Here is an 18546-nt window from a genome sequence, read left to right as displayed (position 1 = left end):
ATTCTAGCTCTCTTTTTTTAGTCTTCCTATTTCCTGCATAATGCACATTTTTGCTCGAACATACTGTTCCTTCTCTAGCATGCCCATCTGATATAGCTCATGACACTCTTCATCCATCAGCTCAAGATCGGCAATAGGGTCCTTCGTATAAATAAATGTACCGTATTTTTTAAGCAAATTTCGAACGTCCTGCATGGATTGAATAGTTGTTAGCATACTGATCATCGATTCCTTTGTCTAAGTCTTTTCTATGTGTAGTATATCATGAAAACCGTACATATTAGTCAAAATAGCTTGATAAACCCCACTACAACTAAGAGCGCACCTGATAGCTGAGGGAGAATTAGAGTTAGCCGCCAATGATTCCACCTTCGCAACCCAAGAAGAAAGCCTACCGCTATTCCACCTGATAGCATAACCATAATAAATAGGACAAAGCTTAGACTGCCTGAATGAAGACTCCCAAATCGATAGGATATCCAGCACCCCTCTAAAAAAAGCACAGCAAACAGGATTAACATATCCTGATAGCCAGGATAGATAGGCTTTACTTTAAGCAAATAGATTCCACAGCCCATTAAAATGATTCCTAGCATGATTTCAAGTATACGTGCTGAGAGGAATTCTCCCATCCAGCTTCCCATATAGGAGCTAACATAGCCAGAAATGGCCAGAAGTAAAGAGAGCCCGATAAAGTGGGAGTATGATAGTAGTACCTTTCTAGTTATTAGACCAAAGCCTACTACTGCTGCAAGAAAAGCCGAAAGCATCACATAAAAGACCCATGTTAAAAGCTCCATCCCTCTTCCCCCTTACATTAAAAACATATGACAGGCATAGGGAAATATGAAAGCTAGTTAAAAATGCTTTTAAAAATGAGAATTCACGATAGTAACCGATCACCAAAAAACCATCTGTAGCATACAGATGGTTTAATAAGTGTAAATTTTCTAGTTCATTGACGTAGCTTCTTTTGCCATTAATTAAGCCTCAGATAACATATATGCATAAAGAATAGCACCTGTATTCAATAAAGAATCTCGGTGAGTTCTTTCATGACTATGAGAAGCATCAATTCCTGGACCGATCAGACCATGGACAATATCATGTCCTGAACGAATCGCTGCACTTGCGTCAGAGCCATAATACGGATAAATGTCCACCTGATAATAAGCGTCCTCCTGCTCAGCAAGCTGAACAAGCTTTTTGCGCAAGCGTGGATGATACGGCCCACTGGAATCCTTGGCACATATTGAAGCACAATACTCATCTGTTGTCTGCCCCGTTCCAATTGCACCCATATCAACGGCTAGGTACTCAAATGTTTCAGGCGTAATGTTTGAGTTTCCACCATATCCAATCTCTTCATTATTACTAATCAAAATATGAGTGGTGTAAGGAAGAGTCGTGTTTTCTTCCTTTAGCGTTTTTAGTAAGGATAATAAAATAGCTACACTCGCTTTATCATCTAAATGTCTGGACTTAATAAAGCCAGCAGGAGTTTGCTCAAAGCGTGGAGCAAAGGAAACGAAATCTCCTACTGAAATTCCTAGCTTTCGAACATCATCCGCTGAGCGGACAACCTCATCAATACGAACCTCCATATTATCCTCGGTTCTTTCATCCTTATCTCTGTATACGTGAACGGAAGCCTTCGTATGTAAAATGGTTCCGGTGTACATTTTCCCTGTACTTGTTTCAATCTCACAATACTCCCCTTCAACAGCATTCATACGAAAGCCTCCGATAAGCGTGAGCTTTAATCTACCATTGCTTTTAATTTCCTTGACCATCGCTCCCAAGGTATCCACATGGGCCGTTAGCATCCGGTGCTCCTGTTCGTTCTGTCCTTTCAATGTGGCAATTAGTCCACCTTTACGATTTAGATAGTAAGGAATCTCTAGCTCCTTTAGATAGTCAGCTACAAACTGAATAACCTTCTCTGTATTTCCTGAAGGACTTGGAATGTTCACCAGCTTCTCAATAAGCTCTATCATATGGTCTACATTTACTTTTTGTTTTACTCCAGCCATCGTTCAACTTCCCCTCTTTATTTAATATTTCATTATTTAACTTCATTACTTCATTTTTTATACGTAAACATTAGCAAGATTATACAACTTACCACATCAATTATATCATCGTCCACAAATATCTTAAGCTCCGTTTTGAAGCTCCTCATAAAAATCATTTAGCCGTTCATATAATTCATCAGTACGTTCATCTGTTATTTCTCTTTCTGCCGCTCGGTCAAGTACCTCAAACGCTTTTTCATACTCTTCCTGATCGATATAGATGAGTGTTAAATTATAATAAGCCTCAACAATATCAGGATCACGATAAATCGTTTCTAGTAAGTTTTTTTCTCCATTTTCGTAATCACCTAGCTTCAGCTGAGCATAAGCAAGCTGAAAATACAGCTCAGGCTGAGTAGCCCCACCATCCAGTGCACGATTAAAAACTTCAATCGCTTCATCAAATTGTTCAACTTGATTATAAACGGCACCAAGCTGCAAAAATACCTCTGGACGCTGATCACCTAATTCAATCGCTCTTTCCAACAAATCCCTAGCTTCCGTATAATTTTCCTGATTAATTTCTATCGTAGCCTGAATGAGTAATGCAACGTCATCCTCATGGTCCTTTGTAAATCCGATTCCAAGCATCGATACAACTAGAACAATAGCCACCAATCCTGAAGCTATTTTTTCTAGCCGCTTCTTATTTTGTGCCGGAAGACTAACAATCATCGCCGCTAAAAATCCACCAACTAGTCCACCAATATGACCATAATTGTCTACCACGGGAACAATAAAACCAATTCCTAGATTAAAGATTAAAATGATAATAACATCGTTCCCTAGTGTCCTGAAAAATAGATTACGGCGCTGTAAACCAAAATAAAGCAACGCACCAAAGCAACCGAAAATGGCTCCAGAGGCACCAGCAGAAATATTGGATGAGAACACAAAGCTAGCTACCGTTCCTGTAAAACCAGCAAACAGATAAATCCATAAAAATCGAAAAGAGCCATAAATTTTCTCTACTAAATTACCTAGGAAATAAAGTGCCAAACTATTCATAAGAATATGGATAAATCCAATATGAAGAAAAACAGGAGTGATAAACCTCCAGTATTCCCCCTCAAGAATAGCTGGAGCCCATTTTGCTCCGTATTGAATCAATGTTTCTGGATCGGTACTAGAGCCCTGCCATTCAATAAAGGCAAAGATAATAAAGTTAATTATTAAAAAGAGGTACGTAAACTTAGGTTTCCCATAGTTAAATGTAGAATGGAATTCCTTCTCTTTCTTTTTTTCCTCTGCCTTAACTTCTTTTAAAATTTCTTCTGTCGAAATCCATTCCAGCCTTTGGAGATTGATCTTATCCTGTTCAGTATTTAAGCCAAAAGAAGCTAGATCATTCTGTGGGATCCCCCATTCCGTTAAACTTTGCTCCGTATCAATAAAAACAGCATTACTGATAACAGTTATTTTGTCCTCCGTTAATCGGTTAAGCTTTTCTATAGGCTCTAGAAGATATGCGTCCTTTTCATAGGGGAAAACATACACATTTAAAATGCTAAGCTCTTTAGCTTTTAGACGTTTTTTAATTTCCTTAGCCTGGTCAGATAATGAACGGATATCGCGGTTTAAGGTTGCTCCCCAAACGGAATCCACAGCTTGTAAGCGCAACATTTGAAAGGAACGTCCATCATTACGCAATAACACTGCTGAAGTTACTGTATTTTCCTGCTCATTGCTTTGTAGCTGTTGCTTTTGCTCCTCAACAGGAAACTTAATAAGCTGGTAATCCTCTTCTTTCATGAGCCTCAAAACGTAAGCCCATAACCATTTATCCCTCAATTGCATACTATCCCTACCTTTACTCTTCTTTTACTGTAGAAAAAAAGAGTTCAACTGTATAAACTGTGAAAATTCAGCATTTGGCTGGTGCTGAGTCGTTCTTGGCCTACCTTGAGTGTTCAAATAGATGGCACCCCAGCCTGCTTCTAATGCACCTACAACATCATGCTCCCATGTATCACCAATAAATAAAGCCTTATTCGGATTTAAACGCTCTAGCGCCAGTTGAAAAATAGCAGGATCAGGCTTTTCCAGCTTTACCTGCTGCGAAACAATAAATCGTTCCCTCGGTATGTATCGATAAAGCTTAAGCTTCTTATATTTAGCTATTTGTACGTCCGTTTTCCCGTTTGTAATTACTCCAAGTCTTACGGACTTACTCTTGAGATACTCGAGAAGTGGATACAGACCAGGGTAAGGCTGTACATACTGCGTAGCCTGCTCATAATACTTCTCATGAAAACGATCCGCTTCTTCAAGGCTACAAGGTAATTGGAAGTGATCCATTGTAGATACATAGCGTTTTCGTCGGTACTTCACCTGTGTTAGCTTTTTCGTTTCATAATCCTTCCAAAAGTAATCACTATAGAATTTGAACACATCAAACCAATCCTCCATGGGTACATACGGAACCGTAAGTCCTTCAGCATCCCACTCCTCCACTAGCTCCTGATAGCAATCCTGAATCGCTCGTTCAAAAGCATACTCGTGGCTGTATAACGTATTATCTAAATCAAAAAAGATGCTCTCCCAATACATAAGAATGACCCCTTTTTTCCGGTTCCCTATCATTATACCAATTCTTTACGGATTTAATAAAGAAAAGTGAATAAATGAAAAAGAAACCTGCTCACTGAGCAGGTCATGTGCTTCGTTGTTCCGTCCAATCACTTATTGAATTAACCCTATACGTTATGTGAAGTGCGACCTGTTATCCTTGATCCTCCTCTTTATATAGAAAATAATCAAAATCAGCATAAATCCTCTGGCCCGATGTATCCTGACATTGCATACCAACGAAGGCACCAGTAAAAAATCCTCCGCTCTGAATATAGTCGTCAGACAATTTATAGGAATCAAATACATCAGGTATCTCTAACCACTGCTCTCCGTCAAAGGAATAGAAGTACTGGTAACGATTTGTCCTTATTTGTACGCGGAGATAAACGTATTCAACATGTTCTGGAATAATGATTTCTTTTCCGTGTAGGGGCTGAGTAAATGTAAAATGATCACAAGCTGTCAACCCAAGGATTCTTCCCTTCTCTTCATCCCAAGTGATCTGCAAGGCTGTCCAATTCTGTGTATTATAATAGTTTACTATACCTGCGGACTGCTGAAATGTTTCCGGTTTAAAGGCAACCTTTGTCTCTGCACTAAAATTAAAATGCTGCCAGCGCCTCGCAACAAACGCTTGAGTAAACTTTGAGGTCAAGGATTCTCTGCCGTATAAGCGTAAATGCCCTGGATTATCCTTCAGTGAAAGGGTATCTTCTCCTAATGGAATCCGTAGAGTTTGAAAATGAAGGTTTAGCTTTTCTGAGTCGAACTCATCCTTCTCTGGAACATCCTTTTCCCACTGTACTTCAGCGACCTTTGGCCCTTCGATCTCAACAGATGGCTGGTTCCCACCTACCACGTATGGCCAATCATTTTTCCATTCTAATCTCTGAATAGCCGTTTCTCTTCCAAGCGGACAGAATCCACGGGGACTTAACAGGGGATGTTCACCTCTAGGCAGTGGTCGGCCTATTAGATGGACGAGAAACCATTCCTCTGTATGCATCTTAACGATAGAGGCATGCCCGGCTTTCTGTAATGGGTTTCTGGGATACAGCATGGATGTAAGTAACGGATTCTCTGGATGTACTTCATATGGACCTTTCAAGGATTTTGAACGGGCAATCGTTGCTTGGTGATCGTATCTTGTACCTCCCTCAGCTGTTAAGAGAAAGTAATAGCCATTTATTTTATATAAATGAGGGGCTTCCGTAAGTTTGACATCCGTACCTTTAAAAATAATCTCTGCTGTACCAGTAAGCTTTTGCTCTTGGTGGCTGTATTCCTGTAGAACTATCCCATAAAAATTATGCTTTCCGACCCGATGATCCCAGAGCATATTCACTAAGTATTTTTTTCCATCATCATCATGGAAGAGAGACGGGTCAAAGCCAGAGCTGTTTAAATAGATCGGCTCTGACCATTCACCATCAATCACATCACAGGTTACCAGATAATTATGTCCATCCTTCCACTGTCCTTCAGTTACCTTTATGTCCGTATAAATCAACCAAAACCTTCCATCACTATAGGAGAGCTGAGGGGCCCATATACCGCCTGAATCCGGATTTCCTAGCATATTTAATTGACTTAATCTATCGAGTGGTCTTGAAACAAGTCGCCAGTGCTTTAAATCCTTTGAATGATACAGACCTACTCCTGGAAACCATTCAAACGTTGAAACGGCAATGTAGTAATCTTCTCCAGCACGACAAATACTAGGGTCTGGGTTAAAGCCTGTTAATATCGGGTTTTGTATGATAGACATAGTCATCCACCTCCATTTTTTCATTTATCCTTTTACTGCACTAGCAGAGAGGCCCTCCACAATTTTATTGCTGAAGAATAAAAATGCTATCAGGATAGGTAAAATACTGATGATTAGTGTAGCCCCAATGGCCCCCCAATCTGTCATGTATTGACCGATAAAATTTTGGATGCCTAGTGTTAAGGTTTTGTAATGATCTGAGCTAATAAAAGTATTCGCAAACACAAACTCATTCCAGTTATAAATCATATTAATGATTACTGTCGTCACCATAACAGGAACAGTCATGGGCAAAATTATTCGGAAAAATAGTTGATTAATGGAGCAACCGTCTATGATGGCCGCTTCCTCTACTTCCCGAGGCAGGGTATAGTAGAAGCCAAGCAATATCATCATCGTAATGGGTAGGTTGTACGCCGTGTAAGTCAGAATAATAGACAGTGGATGATCAATCAAACTTACACTTACAAACATTTTGAAAAGCGGTATTAGGGCCGAATGAACAGGGATCATAAGACCAACCATAAATAATCCTAGTACAAATGCACTCAGCTTCCACCGCATTCGCGTGATAGCAAAAGTAGCCATGCTAGCAAGTAATACAGTCAAAATAATAGCAACAGCTGTATACAAGACACTATTAAAGAAATACGTACCTATTCCACCCTCCAATACGCGGACATAGTTTTCCCAGCGTAGCTCTTGGGGCAACGAAAATGGAGGAGACGAGAATATTTCTCTCGTATCTTTTAAAGAAAAGATGACGAGCCACACCAACGGGAAAATCTGAAGCAGTGCTACAAGTCCAAGACCTATGTAAAGGATAAAGTAGCCCATTTTCTTCACCATGAACCCCCCTTAATATTGGATTTCTTTAGAATTTGATGTTATCTTTCGGATAATGATGGTCACAAAAAGTGTAATGAGCAGAAGCATGAAGCCAATCGCACTTCCATAGCCAAAGTTATAGCTTGAAAAGGCCATTTTATACATATAAGAAGCCATAACCTCACTTGCTCCACTAGGTCCTCCACCTGTCATTACATAGATTAAGTCAAAATACTTCATAGAACCAACGATCGCTAATACGATGGTGACTTTCACAACTCCCATAATCAACGGAAGCTTAATCTTATAGGCAATTTGCAGGGCTGAGGCACCATCGATTTTTGCTGCTTCTACGATTTGTTCAGGAATATTCTTCAGCGCTGCGAAGTAGATTAGGATGTAAAAGCCAGCGTATTGCCATAAGATTGGAATGAAAATGGCGTATAAAACAATATTGGGATCACCTAGCCAAACTGGTGGATTATCAATCCCAATGGCTCTAAGTATATTATTTAGTACACCATTTGCAGGATTATAAATTTTAATCCACAGCTGGGCAATCGCTACAGAGGATAGCAGCATTGGAATTAAGTAGATTTTTCTAAGTAGGTCAGCGCCTCTTATTTTTGATGCTAAGACTAAGGATATGGCTAAATAGATGGCTAAACTTAGCGTAGAAAATATAGCGAGTAAAAAAGAATGATGAGCACTGGTCCAAAATTTACCATCTTGTATAACGTTGATATAATTTTCTAAGCCAATAAAACGCATTGCCCCTATTCCGTCCCAGTCCATTAGTCCATAGTAACCTGTCAGTACTAGAGGAATATAAATCATAACTGCTATAAAGATTAACGCTGGGAGAGTATATAAAGCAATGTAGAGCTTGTTAGACATTACTTTATTCAAACCAGCACCTCCAATCTTTGTTGACGTCCTATCTCCTGCAATTAGAAAGTATTAGCTTTGAAAAAAACATAGTGACAAATTGAATGCTTTCTTATCGTATATTGAATCTTATCCTATAAAGAAAACTCGACGACAGCCGAGTTTTCTGCGTTGAGATAGAGAAAGAGGTCTAGAACACTCTTATCCACCCTATTTGGAAAGGGCTTCTTCATGTAGCTGTCCATATGCTTGAGGTGTGATCTGCCCACCAAATAATGATTGAATGGCATCTAAATGTACTTGTGCAACGTCTGGATTCAACTGCACGTCAGCAAAAAGTGTAATATTACTAGCTTGTGTTAACTCATCCAACACTTCAATATATAGATCTGGAAGCTGTACAGCAGAAGTATCGACGATCGTCGCGGGTATTACACCAGCATCGCTTACAGCCTGCTGCCCCCACTTTTCTATAAAGTAAGTGACAAACGCTTTGGCATCCTCCTTCACATCAGAGTTCTCTGCTACGAATAAGCCAACGCCCGGTCCTCCGACCCAGCTATTTAAATCTCCCTTTCCATCAACAGTTGGGAAATTAAAAAAACCAATAGAATCTCGAAACTCTTGAGGAACATCTTCATTTGTTGTGTAGTTAGGTAAATCCCAAGACCCGATTAAATACATCGCCGCCTGACCGTTCATAAACAAGCTCTTAGCCTCTTCATCGGATAAAGCATTGTAGCCCGCAGCAAAAGCTCCTAAATCTACAAGGTTTTGAACTTCTTCAGCCGCTTGGGTAAGCGCCACGTTTTCAAAAGAATCTGAACGAAGAATCGCATTTGTTAACGTTTCTGCTCCAGCAATTCGGTCCGCAAGATACATATACCACAATGATCCTGTCCAGCGATCTCTATTTCCTAAAGCAATTGGAGCTACACCGTTATCATTTAACGTTTGAATTACTTGTTTGAATTGTTCATAAGTTGTAGGCACATCGAGATTGTATTCTTCAAAGATCTCTTTATTATAGAAAATAGGGGCAATGTTCAATTCTAATGGCAGACCGTATATATTCCCATCGATCCCGTAGGCTTCTGTTGTTCCGGAAACGAATTTCTCTTGTAAACCAGCATCTAAGATGTCATTTAAGGGAGTAAACATGTTTCCATCAACATAAGGGGTCAAAAATCCTGCTGCCCATGTCATCCCAACATCCGGAAGCTGGTTTCCGGAAGAAATCACTCTTAACCTTTCCTTGTACTGCTCATTTCCAAGTACCTCTACCTTTACTGTGGTTCCCTGGTTTTCTTCTTCAAACTGAGCAATGATCTTGTTTACAATTTCATAATGATCCTTTGAGCTGCCTTCTGGCCAGAGGTGCATAAAATTAATGACTACTTCCCCCGCTTCCCCATTCGCACGACCAGACGTTTCATTATTCCCAGCACTTGAACAGCCAGCAAGCAGCAACAATGCAGAAATGATTACAATAAAATAATTTGTAACCGCTTTCTTTTTTAACATACTTAAACCCCCTAATAATTAATAATTTGACAATTTAAGAATATCAGATAATTCCTTGTTTGTCTATCGAACGAACTAAGTATTTATAGTTTGAAAACATCCTTTCTAAGTCATTATTTCCTTTATACTTACGACTTTGTTTATCTAATGGTTAAACTAAATGTTTTTAGAATATCGTTTGTGCTATACTAGCTGTAAATTCAATTATCTTCTGATATATCATACTACTGTCTATAGTAAGAGGAGTTTTAGTATATGAAAATGACTTGGAATCAACACTTCGTTAAAGTAAGTAATAAATCACTAGTACTACAAATCATCAACAATGAAGCCCCCCTCTCACGCGCTGATATTTCTTTAAGAACCCAATTAAATAAGGGTACCGTCTCTTCCTTGGTTAAAGAATTGCTAGATGAGCATTTATGTCTTGAGGTTGGACCAGGTGAATCGAACGGTGGACGACGACCCGTGATGTTATTATTCAACCAAAAAGCCGGATTTACGATCGGCATCGACCTTGGTGTGAATTACATTCTAGGACTATTGACAGACCTGCAGGGTGAAATCATTGAAGAAAAAATTACATTGCTAGATCAAACCGATTATAGTCAAGTGACAAAATTCATTAAGGAAATGATTTCAACTTTGTTAAGTAAAACCCCAAAAAGCCATTATGGTGTCGTTGGTATTGGAATTGGTGTACCTGGTATTGTCAATAATTCAGGCAACATCCTTCTCGCCCCTAACCTTGGCTGGAAAGACATTTCAATTAAGGATGAGATAGAAAATGAGTTCAACATCCCTGTCACCATTGAAAATGAAGCAAATGCTGGAGCATATGGTGAGAAACGCTTTGGTGTGGGACAGGAGCATAGTGATTTAATTTACGTTAGTGCAGGGATCGGGATAGGTGTAGGTATTATTCTAAACAATGAACTATATCGAGGAACTGACGGCTTCTCAGGCGAAATGGGACATATGATGATCAAAGAGAATGGGATTCAATGCAGATGTGGAAGCTATGGCTGTTGGGAGCTATATGCCTCTGAGCATGCGGTCATTCAAAAGGCTGAGCAATTAAACATCCCGTTACCTGTTGCTAATGAAGAAAAACTAAGCTATTTGATAAATCTAGCAATGGATAAAGATGAACGCGTACTAGAACTATTCAATGACATCGGAGAAAACCTTGGCTTCGGGATAAGCAATATCATTAACACGTTTAATCCGCAGCAAATTATTATTGGCAATCGACTAGCTATGGCCAAGGATTTTCTGCAAGATTCATTACATCAAGTGATAAAACAACGTACATTGCCTTATCACCAAGAACACCTGAAGATTACTTTCTCAAACTTATCCACATATTCAGCTGCCCTAGGGGTCTCTGCTTTTACAATCGAGAATTTTTTGAAAACAGACTTGCCTAACTATTAAACCACCTGTATCAAAGCTGCAAGGTGGTTTTGAATATTAAAAAGCGATTCATCCCCCACCTATAGTTCCACATTTAGGAAGGAGTCTTCTCGCCTTTAATAATCATGGATTTATTCAATTAGACGTGTTTAGACGGTTAGTAACCAAATCATAAAGTGCACCAATTTTCTGCTGCTTGGCTTTCACATTCATTTGATCCAAACAATTGGTGCACATAGGCTATATCATAGATTCTTGCCTTCAGCGTGACTCTCCCTATTCCCGAGGAGGTTTTTGAAGCAGGTCACGTGCTTGGTTCTGTCTGATCCTCCTGTGCCGGGAAAATGCGGGCAATCATCCGCTGACGTAAGAACGGTGTGGCTAGAATCAGCTTTAATCCGGTATTTCGAATAAATCGATTCCCTAACAAACGATAAAACACAAATCTTCTTACACCTGGAATGAGCAAAGCTACAAACCCTAGAATGATCATGATGATTCTACTCCATCTTGTATCCATACCTTGACTTCTCCTTCCTTGTGAGTGGAAATCCTGTTACTTCATTATTTCGATATCTGTTAGACTTCCCTAGCATTGCTCATAATATTATTCACATCGGAAGACAGAACAATTTACTGTGGCTATTTTATATAATCTAACGATTATTCCTTGTGGAACTTAAATACTTTTATTGTCAATAATAAAAAGATTAGACTAAACGAAAACAGCATCAATATATTTAAATATAACGGAAATTCACCATCGCTTGATAGCATGACTTGGCGTAGAGCATCACCTAAATACACAAAGGGAAGAATCATAGATACTGTCTTAATAAATTCTGGAATTATACTAAATGGAAGCAACACTCCACTAATAAATAAAATAGGTACAATAAGAAAGCTTAAAACTCCTGATGCTATTTCTGCTGATCTAAACACACTTCCAAAGAAAAAGCCGAGAGTTAACATCAAAAGAATACCCAAAAGACATAATAATAATACTGGAATAAAAACACCTACTTTAATAATACCAAACACCAATCCTATCAGCAAAAAAATACCAATTTGGATGAAAGATAAAATAATTCGAACAACGATGTTACAAAGTATAAATTGAAAGGTAGAGAGGGGAGTAACTTGGAATAGCTTCAATACACCTTTTTCTCTCATTTCAATGATTGGAACAGATGTACCTAGCAATCCAATAGTCATTAGAGCAAAGACGAGCATACCTGGAAATATAAACTCATTAAAAGATTGATCCATTCCTCCAGAACTTGGGATTAGGGCACCCATCCCCCAGAATAGTCCTAACAGGGCTATAGGAAAAATCATAATATGAAATAATAGCTTTGGGTTCCGTATGATTTCAAAAAGCAAAGACTGTACTAACTGCTTGAAATAGTTATTAACTTGCGGTTTCTCGAGTGTTTTTTCCATAGTCAGTCTAATCCTCCTCTCAGATCATGACCAGTTATATTTATAAAAGCGTTTTCAAGTGTTTTTTCATTTGTTGAATATGTATTGATAATGTCTTCAGGTGAGCCACAAACGATAAACTTCTTCTCATGAAGAATCCCTACTGTGTCACATAATTGATTCGCTTCATCCATAAAATGAGTAGAAAGAATTACTGTCCTACCGTTGTTCTTTAATGTTCTTATCGCTTCCCAAATTAGGACTCTGATTTGAGGATCAACACCACTAGTTGGCTCATCTAAAACCACAATTTGAGGGTCTGGTATTAACGCAAGACCAACTAGTAGTCTTCGTTTTTGCCCTACCGATAGAGTATTAATTTTTTTTTCACCTATATCTTCAAGGCTCATCTGGGACAAAATTTGATCAGCAGAATTTGACTTTCTATAGAAACTTGAAAATAATTTCAAAATCTCATACACAGTCAAATGATTTAGTAACGAAGCCTCCTGAGGCTGTACACCAATTTCTTCGAGGACCTGTTTCCTATTTTTTAATACATCAAAATCCAATATTCTAATCGTTCCACTATCAGGCTTCCGTAATCCAACAAGACATTCTAAAAAAGTAGTTTTACCAACTCCGTTCCGACCTAAAATCCCGAATATTGTTCCCTTATCAATTCTTAGATCAATATTTTCAAGTACATCATTCGGACCATACGATTTATTTAATTCACTAATTTCAATAATCGACAAGAATCTCACTCCTCATTTTTAACTACTCAGACATGTATATTTTACCTTAAATATCCTTTAAATGTATTAAATTGCAGACATTTTATGAACAATATTTAAACAAAACTACATTTATAGTTTCTTAGACCCATTAAAAAAACGAATATAAAAAAAGCCATACATCATCCGACAGGATAACGTAAGGCCATTAAACATCTAGTTTATCTATTTTTTACCCATTCAGCAATATCATCAATAATAGCTTTAAGAACGTTAGCAGGCTGTCCATACTCCATACCCACAGAAAGTCCGTCATACTCAACTAAGAAATGATTCACATTAGGGTATGATTTAAGCTGAACATGGCTACTCGATCCAAAATCTTTTTTCCACATTTCAAATTGATTCATCGTTACCTGCCAATCATTTTCGCCTTGCAAAATAAGTAAAGGTACATTGTGCTTCTTAGCTTCCTCTACAGGTACATAATCTCTTTGCTCAAACCAGTAGAAGTTCGAAGGAGGCAAAAAGAAATCAGCAGGGACATTTGTATGATCATATTGTGGATCGTTAAGAATCTCTACCTGTCTAGCCAATACATCCAACTCGGAAGTGTCGCCTACAGGAATTCCTAATTCCTCTAAACGTTCAACTACATAAAGCTGCTGCTCTAATAAGATATCTTGTAACGCTACAGCTGGACTAGCTAGTAGCACACCTCCTGCAATATGTCCTGAAGTGTCTAACTCCAGCATTTTCGGGATCATATGCCCCCCCTGACTATGACCGCCAATATATATATGCCCTGAATCAATTTTGTCTATTCCACGTAGTAGCTCTACAGCTAGCAAAGCATCATCAGCCGTTTCACGCTGCATGGTAGTAGCCACAGTGTGTGATTTAATTGGATGCTCATAGGTCAATTTATTGTAACGCAAAACCGCTACTCCTTGGTCGGCAAGTCCCACCGCTAAATCACGGAATACCTTAACCCCACCAACAGCTTCATCTCTATCATGTGGTCCAGATCCGTGAACAAGGACTACGACTGGAAATGGTCCTTCGCCTTGAGGCAAAGTCAATGTTCCAGATAGAGCAAGATTTCCTTCGCCAATCGTTACTTCTTGTTCTGTATAGCTTTGAGGATTGTCATACACTGGTGGCTCATTAATGCCTTGAGCACCTATTGGTGTATACAAGTCATTTACATTACCGTTGTGGTCGAAACGAACGCTTAATGCAGCAGGTACTTGCTCCGTTTCAAACACCAAATGGACATTATGATGTACACTGTTCTCATCGTGGTCTATAGAAATTATGTCACCTATATGCCCACCATAGTATGCAGCAAAACCTCCCCATTGTGCTTGAAGCAGCTCCATTGGAAATACATTCTTTAAAGGAGCACTCATGAAGCTATAAGCCTCTTCTTCGTTTCCACTCCTCCACTGGGAGATAAAGGATGTCGCTCTAACCTCATACGCATCCTCTGCAATAACTGGTTTTTGCTCAGCAGCATCCCAACCCAATTGTAGACCAAGTGCCTCATTAATTAGCTCAAGAGGAACGTGTATGACGTCATAATGATATTCAATTTCTCCTTTAAAAGGAACTGGCCTATCATTAACTGTAACTGTGCCTGCATGTACATCAATATCCATTGTTCTATCTAGATATTGAACCCTTACGATTTGCTCTGCATTCGTCCAATCTACGCTTGCTCCTATGTACTGTAACGCCTGCCTAATAGGTACAATTTGCCCTGCAACAACGTCCACATTCTCCTGTGAACTAACCTCAGACGCCTGTGCAGCAACTCCTGTAGCCGCTGGAACTGCTAGAGCAACAACTAATGAACCTACAACTAGTTTCTTACCAAAATTATTCTTCATACTTCACCTCTCCCAATTATTGTTCTTCATTTACTTCTACGACTCTTTTCTAGTTTGGTTGCAGAATTTGGTGTTTTTAGCTGAGAGTTAATAGAATGAGCGTAAGAACACCTCCCTTGAACTATCTGTTATATATAGTATATAACAGATAGTCTAAGAGCGCAAATGCAAATTACTATAGATGCCAAAAAACCGTCTGACCAGATTATTTCAATAAAGCAAAGATACACATATCAATGAATATTTCAATAATTTAAATCACCTGGATTGCGGACAACTACTATTCAAACCATAAAAAAAGCGCCTGATTCACATGATCGGACGCTCTAGTTGACTTTAATTATACACACATTGCTTTACGAGCAATATGCTTCTTTTGCTTTAGCTTTGATTTCTTAACAATACCCTCGTATTCTTCCTTGTTATAACCAACAATCAAATGATCATTCGTTAGCAGCAAAGGTCTGCGAAGCATGCCTGGGTTATTATGAACTAAATCAACCCACTTATTTAGAGAAATCTCATCGAAATTTACCTCTAATTCCTTCACGTCTTGACTGCGCTTAGACATGATGTCAGTTGTACCATTTGTAGTATGCGCTAGAATATGATAAATTTCATCCTTTGACAAAGGTTCAGTATTCATGTTGCGTTCTTTGAAAGGGATGTGATGTTCTGTTAAAATTTCACGTGCTTTTCTACAAGAGGTACAGCTAGAAAACGTATATAACTCTATCACGTGCTCCACCTTCTTTTTTATATTTATTATTATTTTATCATGAAACAAAAGTAAGAAAAAGTACAAAGAATGATTTTCATTATCTTTTAGTTCATGATGTCACAAAAACTACACATTTTAACTAAAAAAGTTGAAGAAGTATACTAAAAGAATACCTGTCTTCCAACCACTCTTCAATACGTCTATATACCCAAATTTTATATACCCAATATTCTACGTCCCTTAAACCTACTCGGACAAAAAATCAAGAAAAGAAAAGACCCTTATTACTAAGGGTCCAGTCCTAAACCTATACGATTCTTCGTCTAATAAATGCACTTAAATAATCAATTAAGGTAACCACAACAATTATAATAATAAGCATCATTCCTACAGCTTCCCAGTTACGTTGGTTAGCAGCTAGGATAAGTGGTGCTCCAATTCCTCCTGCACCAACAATTCCAAGAACAGTTGCAGAACGAACATCAATTTCAAAACGATAAATCGCGTAAGATGAAAACTCAGGAATAATTTGAGGGATAACACCATACCAAATCGTTTGAATTTTATTAGCCCCACTTGCCTTAAGGGCCTCAACGACACTCATATCAATAGACTCAATGACCTCTGAGTATAGCTTACTTAGCATCCCTATGGAATTAATACCAATGGCGAGAACACCAGCATACGGTCCCATGCCCACAGACATAACAAAAATAATGGCAAACATAATTTCTGGGAAAGCTCGTACAGCATTAGATATAGATTTTCCAATTTGAGCTTTTTTTCCAACCATGTTTCTAGCGGCTAAAAAGCCAAAAGGAATCGCAAGGATAGCCCCAATTAGTGTCCCCGCATAGGCAATAGCTAAAGTTTCAATCATATAGCCTATATAATCAGGAACCCTACTTGTTATCGATTCTGTTAGAAAAGGTTGGATGAAAAGCCGGTCCAACATCCCTAAAATAGATGTCTCTGTATTTCTAAGTACAATATTGGTTTGACTTAAAGCGATATAATAAAGGACACCCATGATACCTACAATGATAAAGAAACGTATCCAATATTTGGATCGATTAGGTTTTTGGAGCTCAATCGGCTCTCGTTGACTACTCATTATACCAACCTCTCCCTTAATCGATTACTAATGAAGTCAATAATTGTTACTACAACAAAAGTAATCAAAATAATCATCGATACATTTCCGTAATTAAATAAACTTAATTGCTGCTTTAAAATCAGTCCAACTCCACCAGCTCCAACAAAACCTAGAACAACGGACGCACGGACATTTATTTCAAGAACATACAAGCTATATGAAGCATAATGAGGTAGAATTTGTGGCATTACGCCATACCAAATGACTTGGAGAGTATTACCTCCCGTTGCTTTAATTGCTTCTAGTGGTCCTGGATCTATCGCTTCTATCGTTTCACTAATTAGCTTGGCCAAAATTCCCAAAGAAAAGATGAATAATGCCCCAATCCCTGGAAGTGCTCCAATACCTACAATACCTACAAGGATAACGGCCATAATTAATTCTGGAATTGTACGTAGGACGTTTAAGAAAAAACGCACAACATTGTATAAAGTTTTGCTTCTGTTAATATTAGAAGCCGCTAAGAAACTAAAGGGTAGACAGAAAATAACGGCTAAGGTCGTACTCAGTAAAGCAATATTCCATGTTTCAAGAACTCTAGTAAAAACTGTTTTATAATAACTAAGATTAGGTGGAAATAAGTCCTGGACAACAAACTGCACAGCAATGGGCAATCCAGTAACAATCTTGTCAGGATATGCTTCAGTGAATATTGCAGATATCACATATAGCCCGATAACTACTGTTAAAATAATGAATAAAGTTCTCTTTGCTTTAGGAGCTACAATAGGAATCTTGTCTAAGCTGTTATGAGAATTAGAGTGTTTAGACATTACTCTTCAACTCCCCCACGAATATCATCTTCCTTGATCGGTCTACCATAGATTTCTTCGAAAGTTTTCTCCGTTACAGCACTAGCTGGTCCATCATAAACAACTTCTCCAGCTCTCATTCCTATGATACGGTCAGCATATTCCATAGCCATATCGATAAAGTGCAGGTTAACAATCGTTGTCATGTTATCTTCTTTATTAATTCGCTTAAGATCTTTCATAACAATGTGAGACGTTGGAGGATCTAAACTCGCTACAGGCTCGTCCGCCAAAATAATCTTAGGCTTTTGTGTTAAAGCTCTGGCTATACTTACACGCTGTTGCTGTCCACCACTTAGCTGATCTGAACGAACGTATGCCTTTTCCTCAATTCCCACTCGTCTAAGGCTCTCCATAGCTAGATGAACATCTTCCCTAGGAAAAAGCCCAAGTAAACTACGAATCGTTCCAGTATGGCCAAGTCTCCCTGACAACACGTTTCTAAGCACGGAAGCTCTTTTAACTAAGTTATAATTTTGAAAGATCATACCAATCTGAGTTCTAAGCTTTCGTAGCTGGCTTTCTCCATATTTAAGGGTGTTTTCACCATCAATAAGCAGCTCTCCACTATTAGGTTTGACCAGTTGGTTTATACTTCTGATTAATGTTGATTTTCCTGCACCCGACAGACCTACAACGACCACAAATTCACCATCATTTAACTTCAGGTTTACATTTTTTAAGCCTTGGTGACCGTTTGGATAAGTTAGTGAAACATTCTTAAACTCAATCATTG

18 protein-coding genes are annotated in these 18546 nt (G+C 38.6%); 1 reads left to right on the top strand and 17 read right to left on the bottom strand.

Annotated elements, in window-relative coordinates:
• Positions 1 to 3 precede the first annotated feature (3 nt).
• The 9 genes from J2S11_RS18220 to J2S11_RS18180 form a co-directional block, all read right to left on the bottom strand.
• Positions 4 to 216 carry a YqgQ family protein gene (locus J2S11_RS18220; protein WP_307397000.1) on the bottom strand — a complete coding sequence of 71 codons (213 nt, stop codon included), beginning with the start codon at positions 214 to 216 and terminating at the stop codon, positions 4 to 6.
• A 68-nt stretch (positions 217 to 284) separates the two neighbouring features.
• Positions 285 to 800, bottom strand: coding sequence for a hypothetical protein (locus J2S11_RS18215; RefSeq protein WP_307396998.1), 516 nt, complete (start codon positions 798 to 800; stop codon positions 285 to 287).
• A 183-nt stretch (positions 801 to 983) separates the two neighbouring features.
• The gene (locus tag J2S11_RS18210; protein ID WP_307396997.1) at positions 984 to 2033 is read right to left on the bottom strand and encodes a M42 family metallopeptidase; all 1050 of its coding nucleotides are present in this window, start codon (positions 2031 to 2033) and stop codon (positions 984 to 986) included.
• A gap of 123 nt (positions 2034 to 2156) precedes the next feature.
• Positions 2157 to 3872 carry a rhomboid family protein gene (locus J2S11_RS18205; RefSeq protein WP_307396995.1) on the bottom strand — a complete coding sequence of 572 codons (1716 nt, stop codon included), beginning with the start codon at positions 3870 to 3872 and terminating at the stop codon, positions 2157 to 2159.
• A 24-nt stretch (positions 3873 to 3896) separates the two neighbouring features.
• The gene (locus J2S11_RS18200) at positions 3897 to 4625 is read right to left on the bottom strand and encodes an HAD family hydrolase (protein ID WP_307396994.1); all 729 of its coding nucleotides are present in this window, start codon (positions 4623 to 4625) and stop codon (positions 3897 to 3899) included.
• A gap of 172 nt (positions 4626 to 4797) precedes the next feature.
• Positions 4798 to 6414 carry a glycoside hydrolase family 43 protein gene (locus J2S11_RS18195; RefSeq protein ID WP_307396992.1) on the bottom strand — a complete coding sequence of 539 codons (1617 nt, stop codon included), beginning with the start codon at positions 6412 to 6414 and terminating at the stop codon, positions 4798 to 4800.
• A gap of 24 nt (positions 6415 to 6438) precedes the next feature.
• Positions 6439 to 7260, bottom strand: coding sequence for a carbohydrate ABC transporter permease (locus J2S11_RS18190; RefSeq protein WP_307397128.1), 822 nt, complete (start codon positions 7258 to 7260; stop codon positions 6439 to 6441).
• Between the two features lie 12 nt (positions 7261 to 7272).
• The gene (locus tag J2S11_RS18185) at positions 7273 to 8151 is read right to left on the bottom strand and encodes a carbohydrate ABC transporter permease (protein WP_307396990.1); all 879 of its coding nucleotides are present in this window, start codon (positions 8149 to 8151) and stop codon (positions 7273 to 7275) included.
• Positions 8152 to 8340: 189 nt separating this feature from the next.
• Positions 8341 to 9654, bottom strand: coding sequence for an extracellular solute-binding protein (locus tag J2S11_RS18180; protein WP_307396988.1), 1314 nt, complete (start codon positions 9652 to 9654; stop codon positions 8341 to 8343).
• A 255-nt stretch (positions 9655 to 9909) separates the two neighbouring features.
• Between J2S11_RS18180 and J2S11_RS18175 the strand changes: the two genes are divergently transcribed.
• Complete coding sequence (locus tag J2S11_RS18175) at positions 9910 to 11091, top strand: ROK family transcriptional regulator (protein WP_307396986.1); 1182 nt, start codon at positions 9910 to 9912, stop codon at positions 11089 to 11091.
• A 283-nt stretch (positions 11092 to 11374) separates the two neighbouring features.
• Here J2S11_RS18175 and J2S11_RS18170 read toward each other — a convergent pair whose 3' ends face one another.
• The 8 genes from J2S11_RS18170 to phnC form a co-directional block, all read right to left on the bottom strand.
• Positions 11375 to 11590, bottom strand: a complete 216-nt coding sequence (locus J2S11_RS18170) for a hypothetical protein (RefSeq protein WP_307396984.1) — start codon at positions 11588 to 11590, stop codon at positions 11375 to 11377.
• A gap of 143 nt (positions 11591 to 11733) precedes the next feature.
• Positions 11734 to 12513, bottom strand: a complete 780-nt coding sequence (locus J2S11_RS18165; RefSeq protein ID WP_307396982.1) for an ABC transporter permease — start codon at positions 12511 to 12513, stop codon at positions 11734 to 11736.
• Positions 12514 to 12515: 2 nt separating this feature from the next.
• Positions 12516 to 13250, bottom strand: a complete 735-nt coding sequence (locus J2S11_RS18160; RefSeq protein ID WP_307396980.1) for an ABC transporter ATP-binding protein — start codon at positions 13248 to 13250, stop codon at positions 12516 to 12518.
• 200 nt (positions 13251 to 13450) lie between these two features.
• A complete protein-coding gene (locus J2S11_RS18155) occupies positions 13451 to 15121 on the bottom strand; it encodes an alpha/beta hydrolase family protein (RefSeq protein WP_307396979.1) in 1671 nt (556 codons plus the stop codon).
• A gap of 340 nt (positions 15122 to 15461) precedes the next feature.
• Entirely contained in the window at positions 15462 to 15860 is a 399-nt protein-coding gene (locus J2S11_RS18150; RefSeq protein WP_307396977.1) for a Spx/MgsR family RNA polymerase-binding regulatory protein, read from the bottom strand.
• Between the two features lie 289 nt (positions 15861 to 16149).
• Entirely contained in the window at positions 16150 to 16956 is an 807-nt protein-coding gene (phnE, locus tag J2S11_RS18145) for a phosphonate ABC transporter, permease protein PhnE (protein WP_307396976.1), read from the bottom strand.
• Positions 16956 to 17771: a phosphonate ABC transporter, permease protein PhnE gene (phnE, locus tag J2S11_RS18140; RefSeq protein ID WP_307396974.1), complete on the bottom strand. Its 816-nt coding sequence runs from the start codon at positions 17769 to 17771 to the stop codon at positions 16956 to 16958. The genes phnE (J2S11_RS18145) and phnE (J2S11_RS18140) overlap by 1 nt, the downstream gene beginning before the upstream one ends.
• Positions 17771 to 18544 (bottom strand): phosphonate ABC transporter ATP-binding protein, encoded by a 774-nt coding sequence (phnC, locus tag J2S11_RS18135; protein ID WP_307396972.1) that lies wholly within the window; start codon positions 18542 to 18544, stop codon positions 17771 to 17773. The genes phnE (J2S11_RS18140) and phnC overlap by 1 nt, the downstream gene beginning before the upstream one ends.
• Positions 18545 to 18546: the final 2 nt, after the last annotated feature.

Origin of the sequence: Bacillus horti (genome assembly GCF_030813115.1) — a bacterium.
GTDB lineage: Bacteria > Bacillota > Bacilli > Caldalkalibacillales > JCM-10596 > Bacillus_CH > Bacillus_CH horti.
The sequence above is the reverse complement of the archived record's forward strand: the minus strand, read 5'-3'. Positions and strand labels throughout refer to the sequence as shown.

Bases quoted from the DNA above. Each gene is read 5' to 3' on its own strand.
- J2S11_RS18220 (WP_307397000.1), bottom strand. From the start codon at position 216: ATGCTAACAACTATTCAATCCATGCAGGACGTTCGAAATTTGCTTAAA.
- J2S11_RS18215 (WP_307396998.1), bottom strand. From the start codon at position 800: ATGGAGCTTTTAACATGGGTCTTTTATGTGATGCTTTCGGCTTTTCTT.
- J2S11_RS18210 (WP_307396997.1), bottom strand. From the start codon at position 2,033: ATGGCTGGAGTAAAACAAAAAGTAAATGTAGACCATATGATAGAGCTT.
- J2S11_RS18205 (WP_307396995.1), bottom strand. From the start codon at position 3,872: ATGCAATTGAGGGATAAATGGTTATGGGCTTACGTTTTGAGGCTCATG.
- J2S11_RS18200 (WP_307396994.1), bottom strand. From the start codon at position 4,625: ATGTATTGGGAGAGCATCTTTTTTGATTTAGATAATACGTTATACAGC.
- J2S11_RS18195 (WP_307396992.1), bottom strand. From the start codon at position 6,414: ATGTCTATCATACAAAACCCGATATTAACAGGCTTTAACCCAGACCCT.
- J2S11_RS18180 (WP_307396988.1), bottom strand. From the start codon at position 9,654: ATGTTAAAAAAGAAAGCGGTTACAAATTATTTTATTGTAATCATTTCT.
- J2S11_RS18175 (WP_307396986.1), top strand. From the start codon at position 9,910: ATGAAAATGACTTGGAATCAACACTTCGTTAAAGTAAGTAATAAATCA.
- J2S11_RS18170 (WP_307396984.1), bottom strand. From the start codon at position 11,590: ATGGATACAAGATGGAGTAGAATCATCATGATCATTCTAGGGTTTGTA.
- J2S11_RS18165 (WP_307396982.1), bottom strand. From the start codon at position 12,513: ATGGAAAAAACACTCGAGAAACCGCAAGTTAATAACTATTTCAAGCAG.
- J2S11_RS18155 (WP_307396979.1), bottom strand. From the start codon at position 15,121: ATGAAGAATAATTTTGGTAAGAAACTAGTTGTAGGTTCATTAGTTGTT.
- phnE (WP_307396976.1), bottom strand. From the start codon at position 16,956: ATGAGTAGTCAACGAGAGCCGATTGAGCTCCAAAAACCTAATCGATCC.
- phnE (WP_307396974.1), bottom strand. From the start codon at position 17,771: ATGTCTAAACACTCTAATTCTCATAACAGCTTAGACAAGATTCCTATT.
- phnC (WP_307396972.1), bottom strand. From the start codon at position 18,544: ATGATTGAGTTTAAGAATGTTTCACTAACTTATCCAAACGGTCACCAA.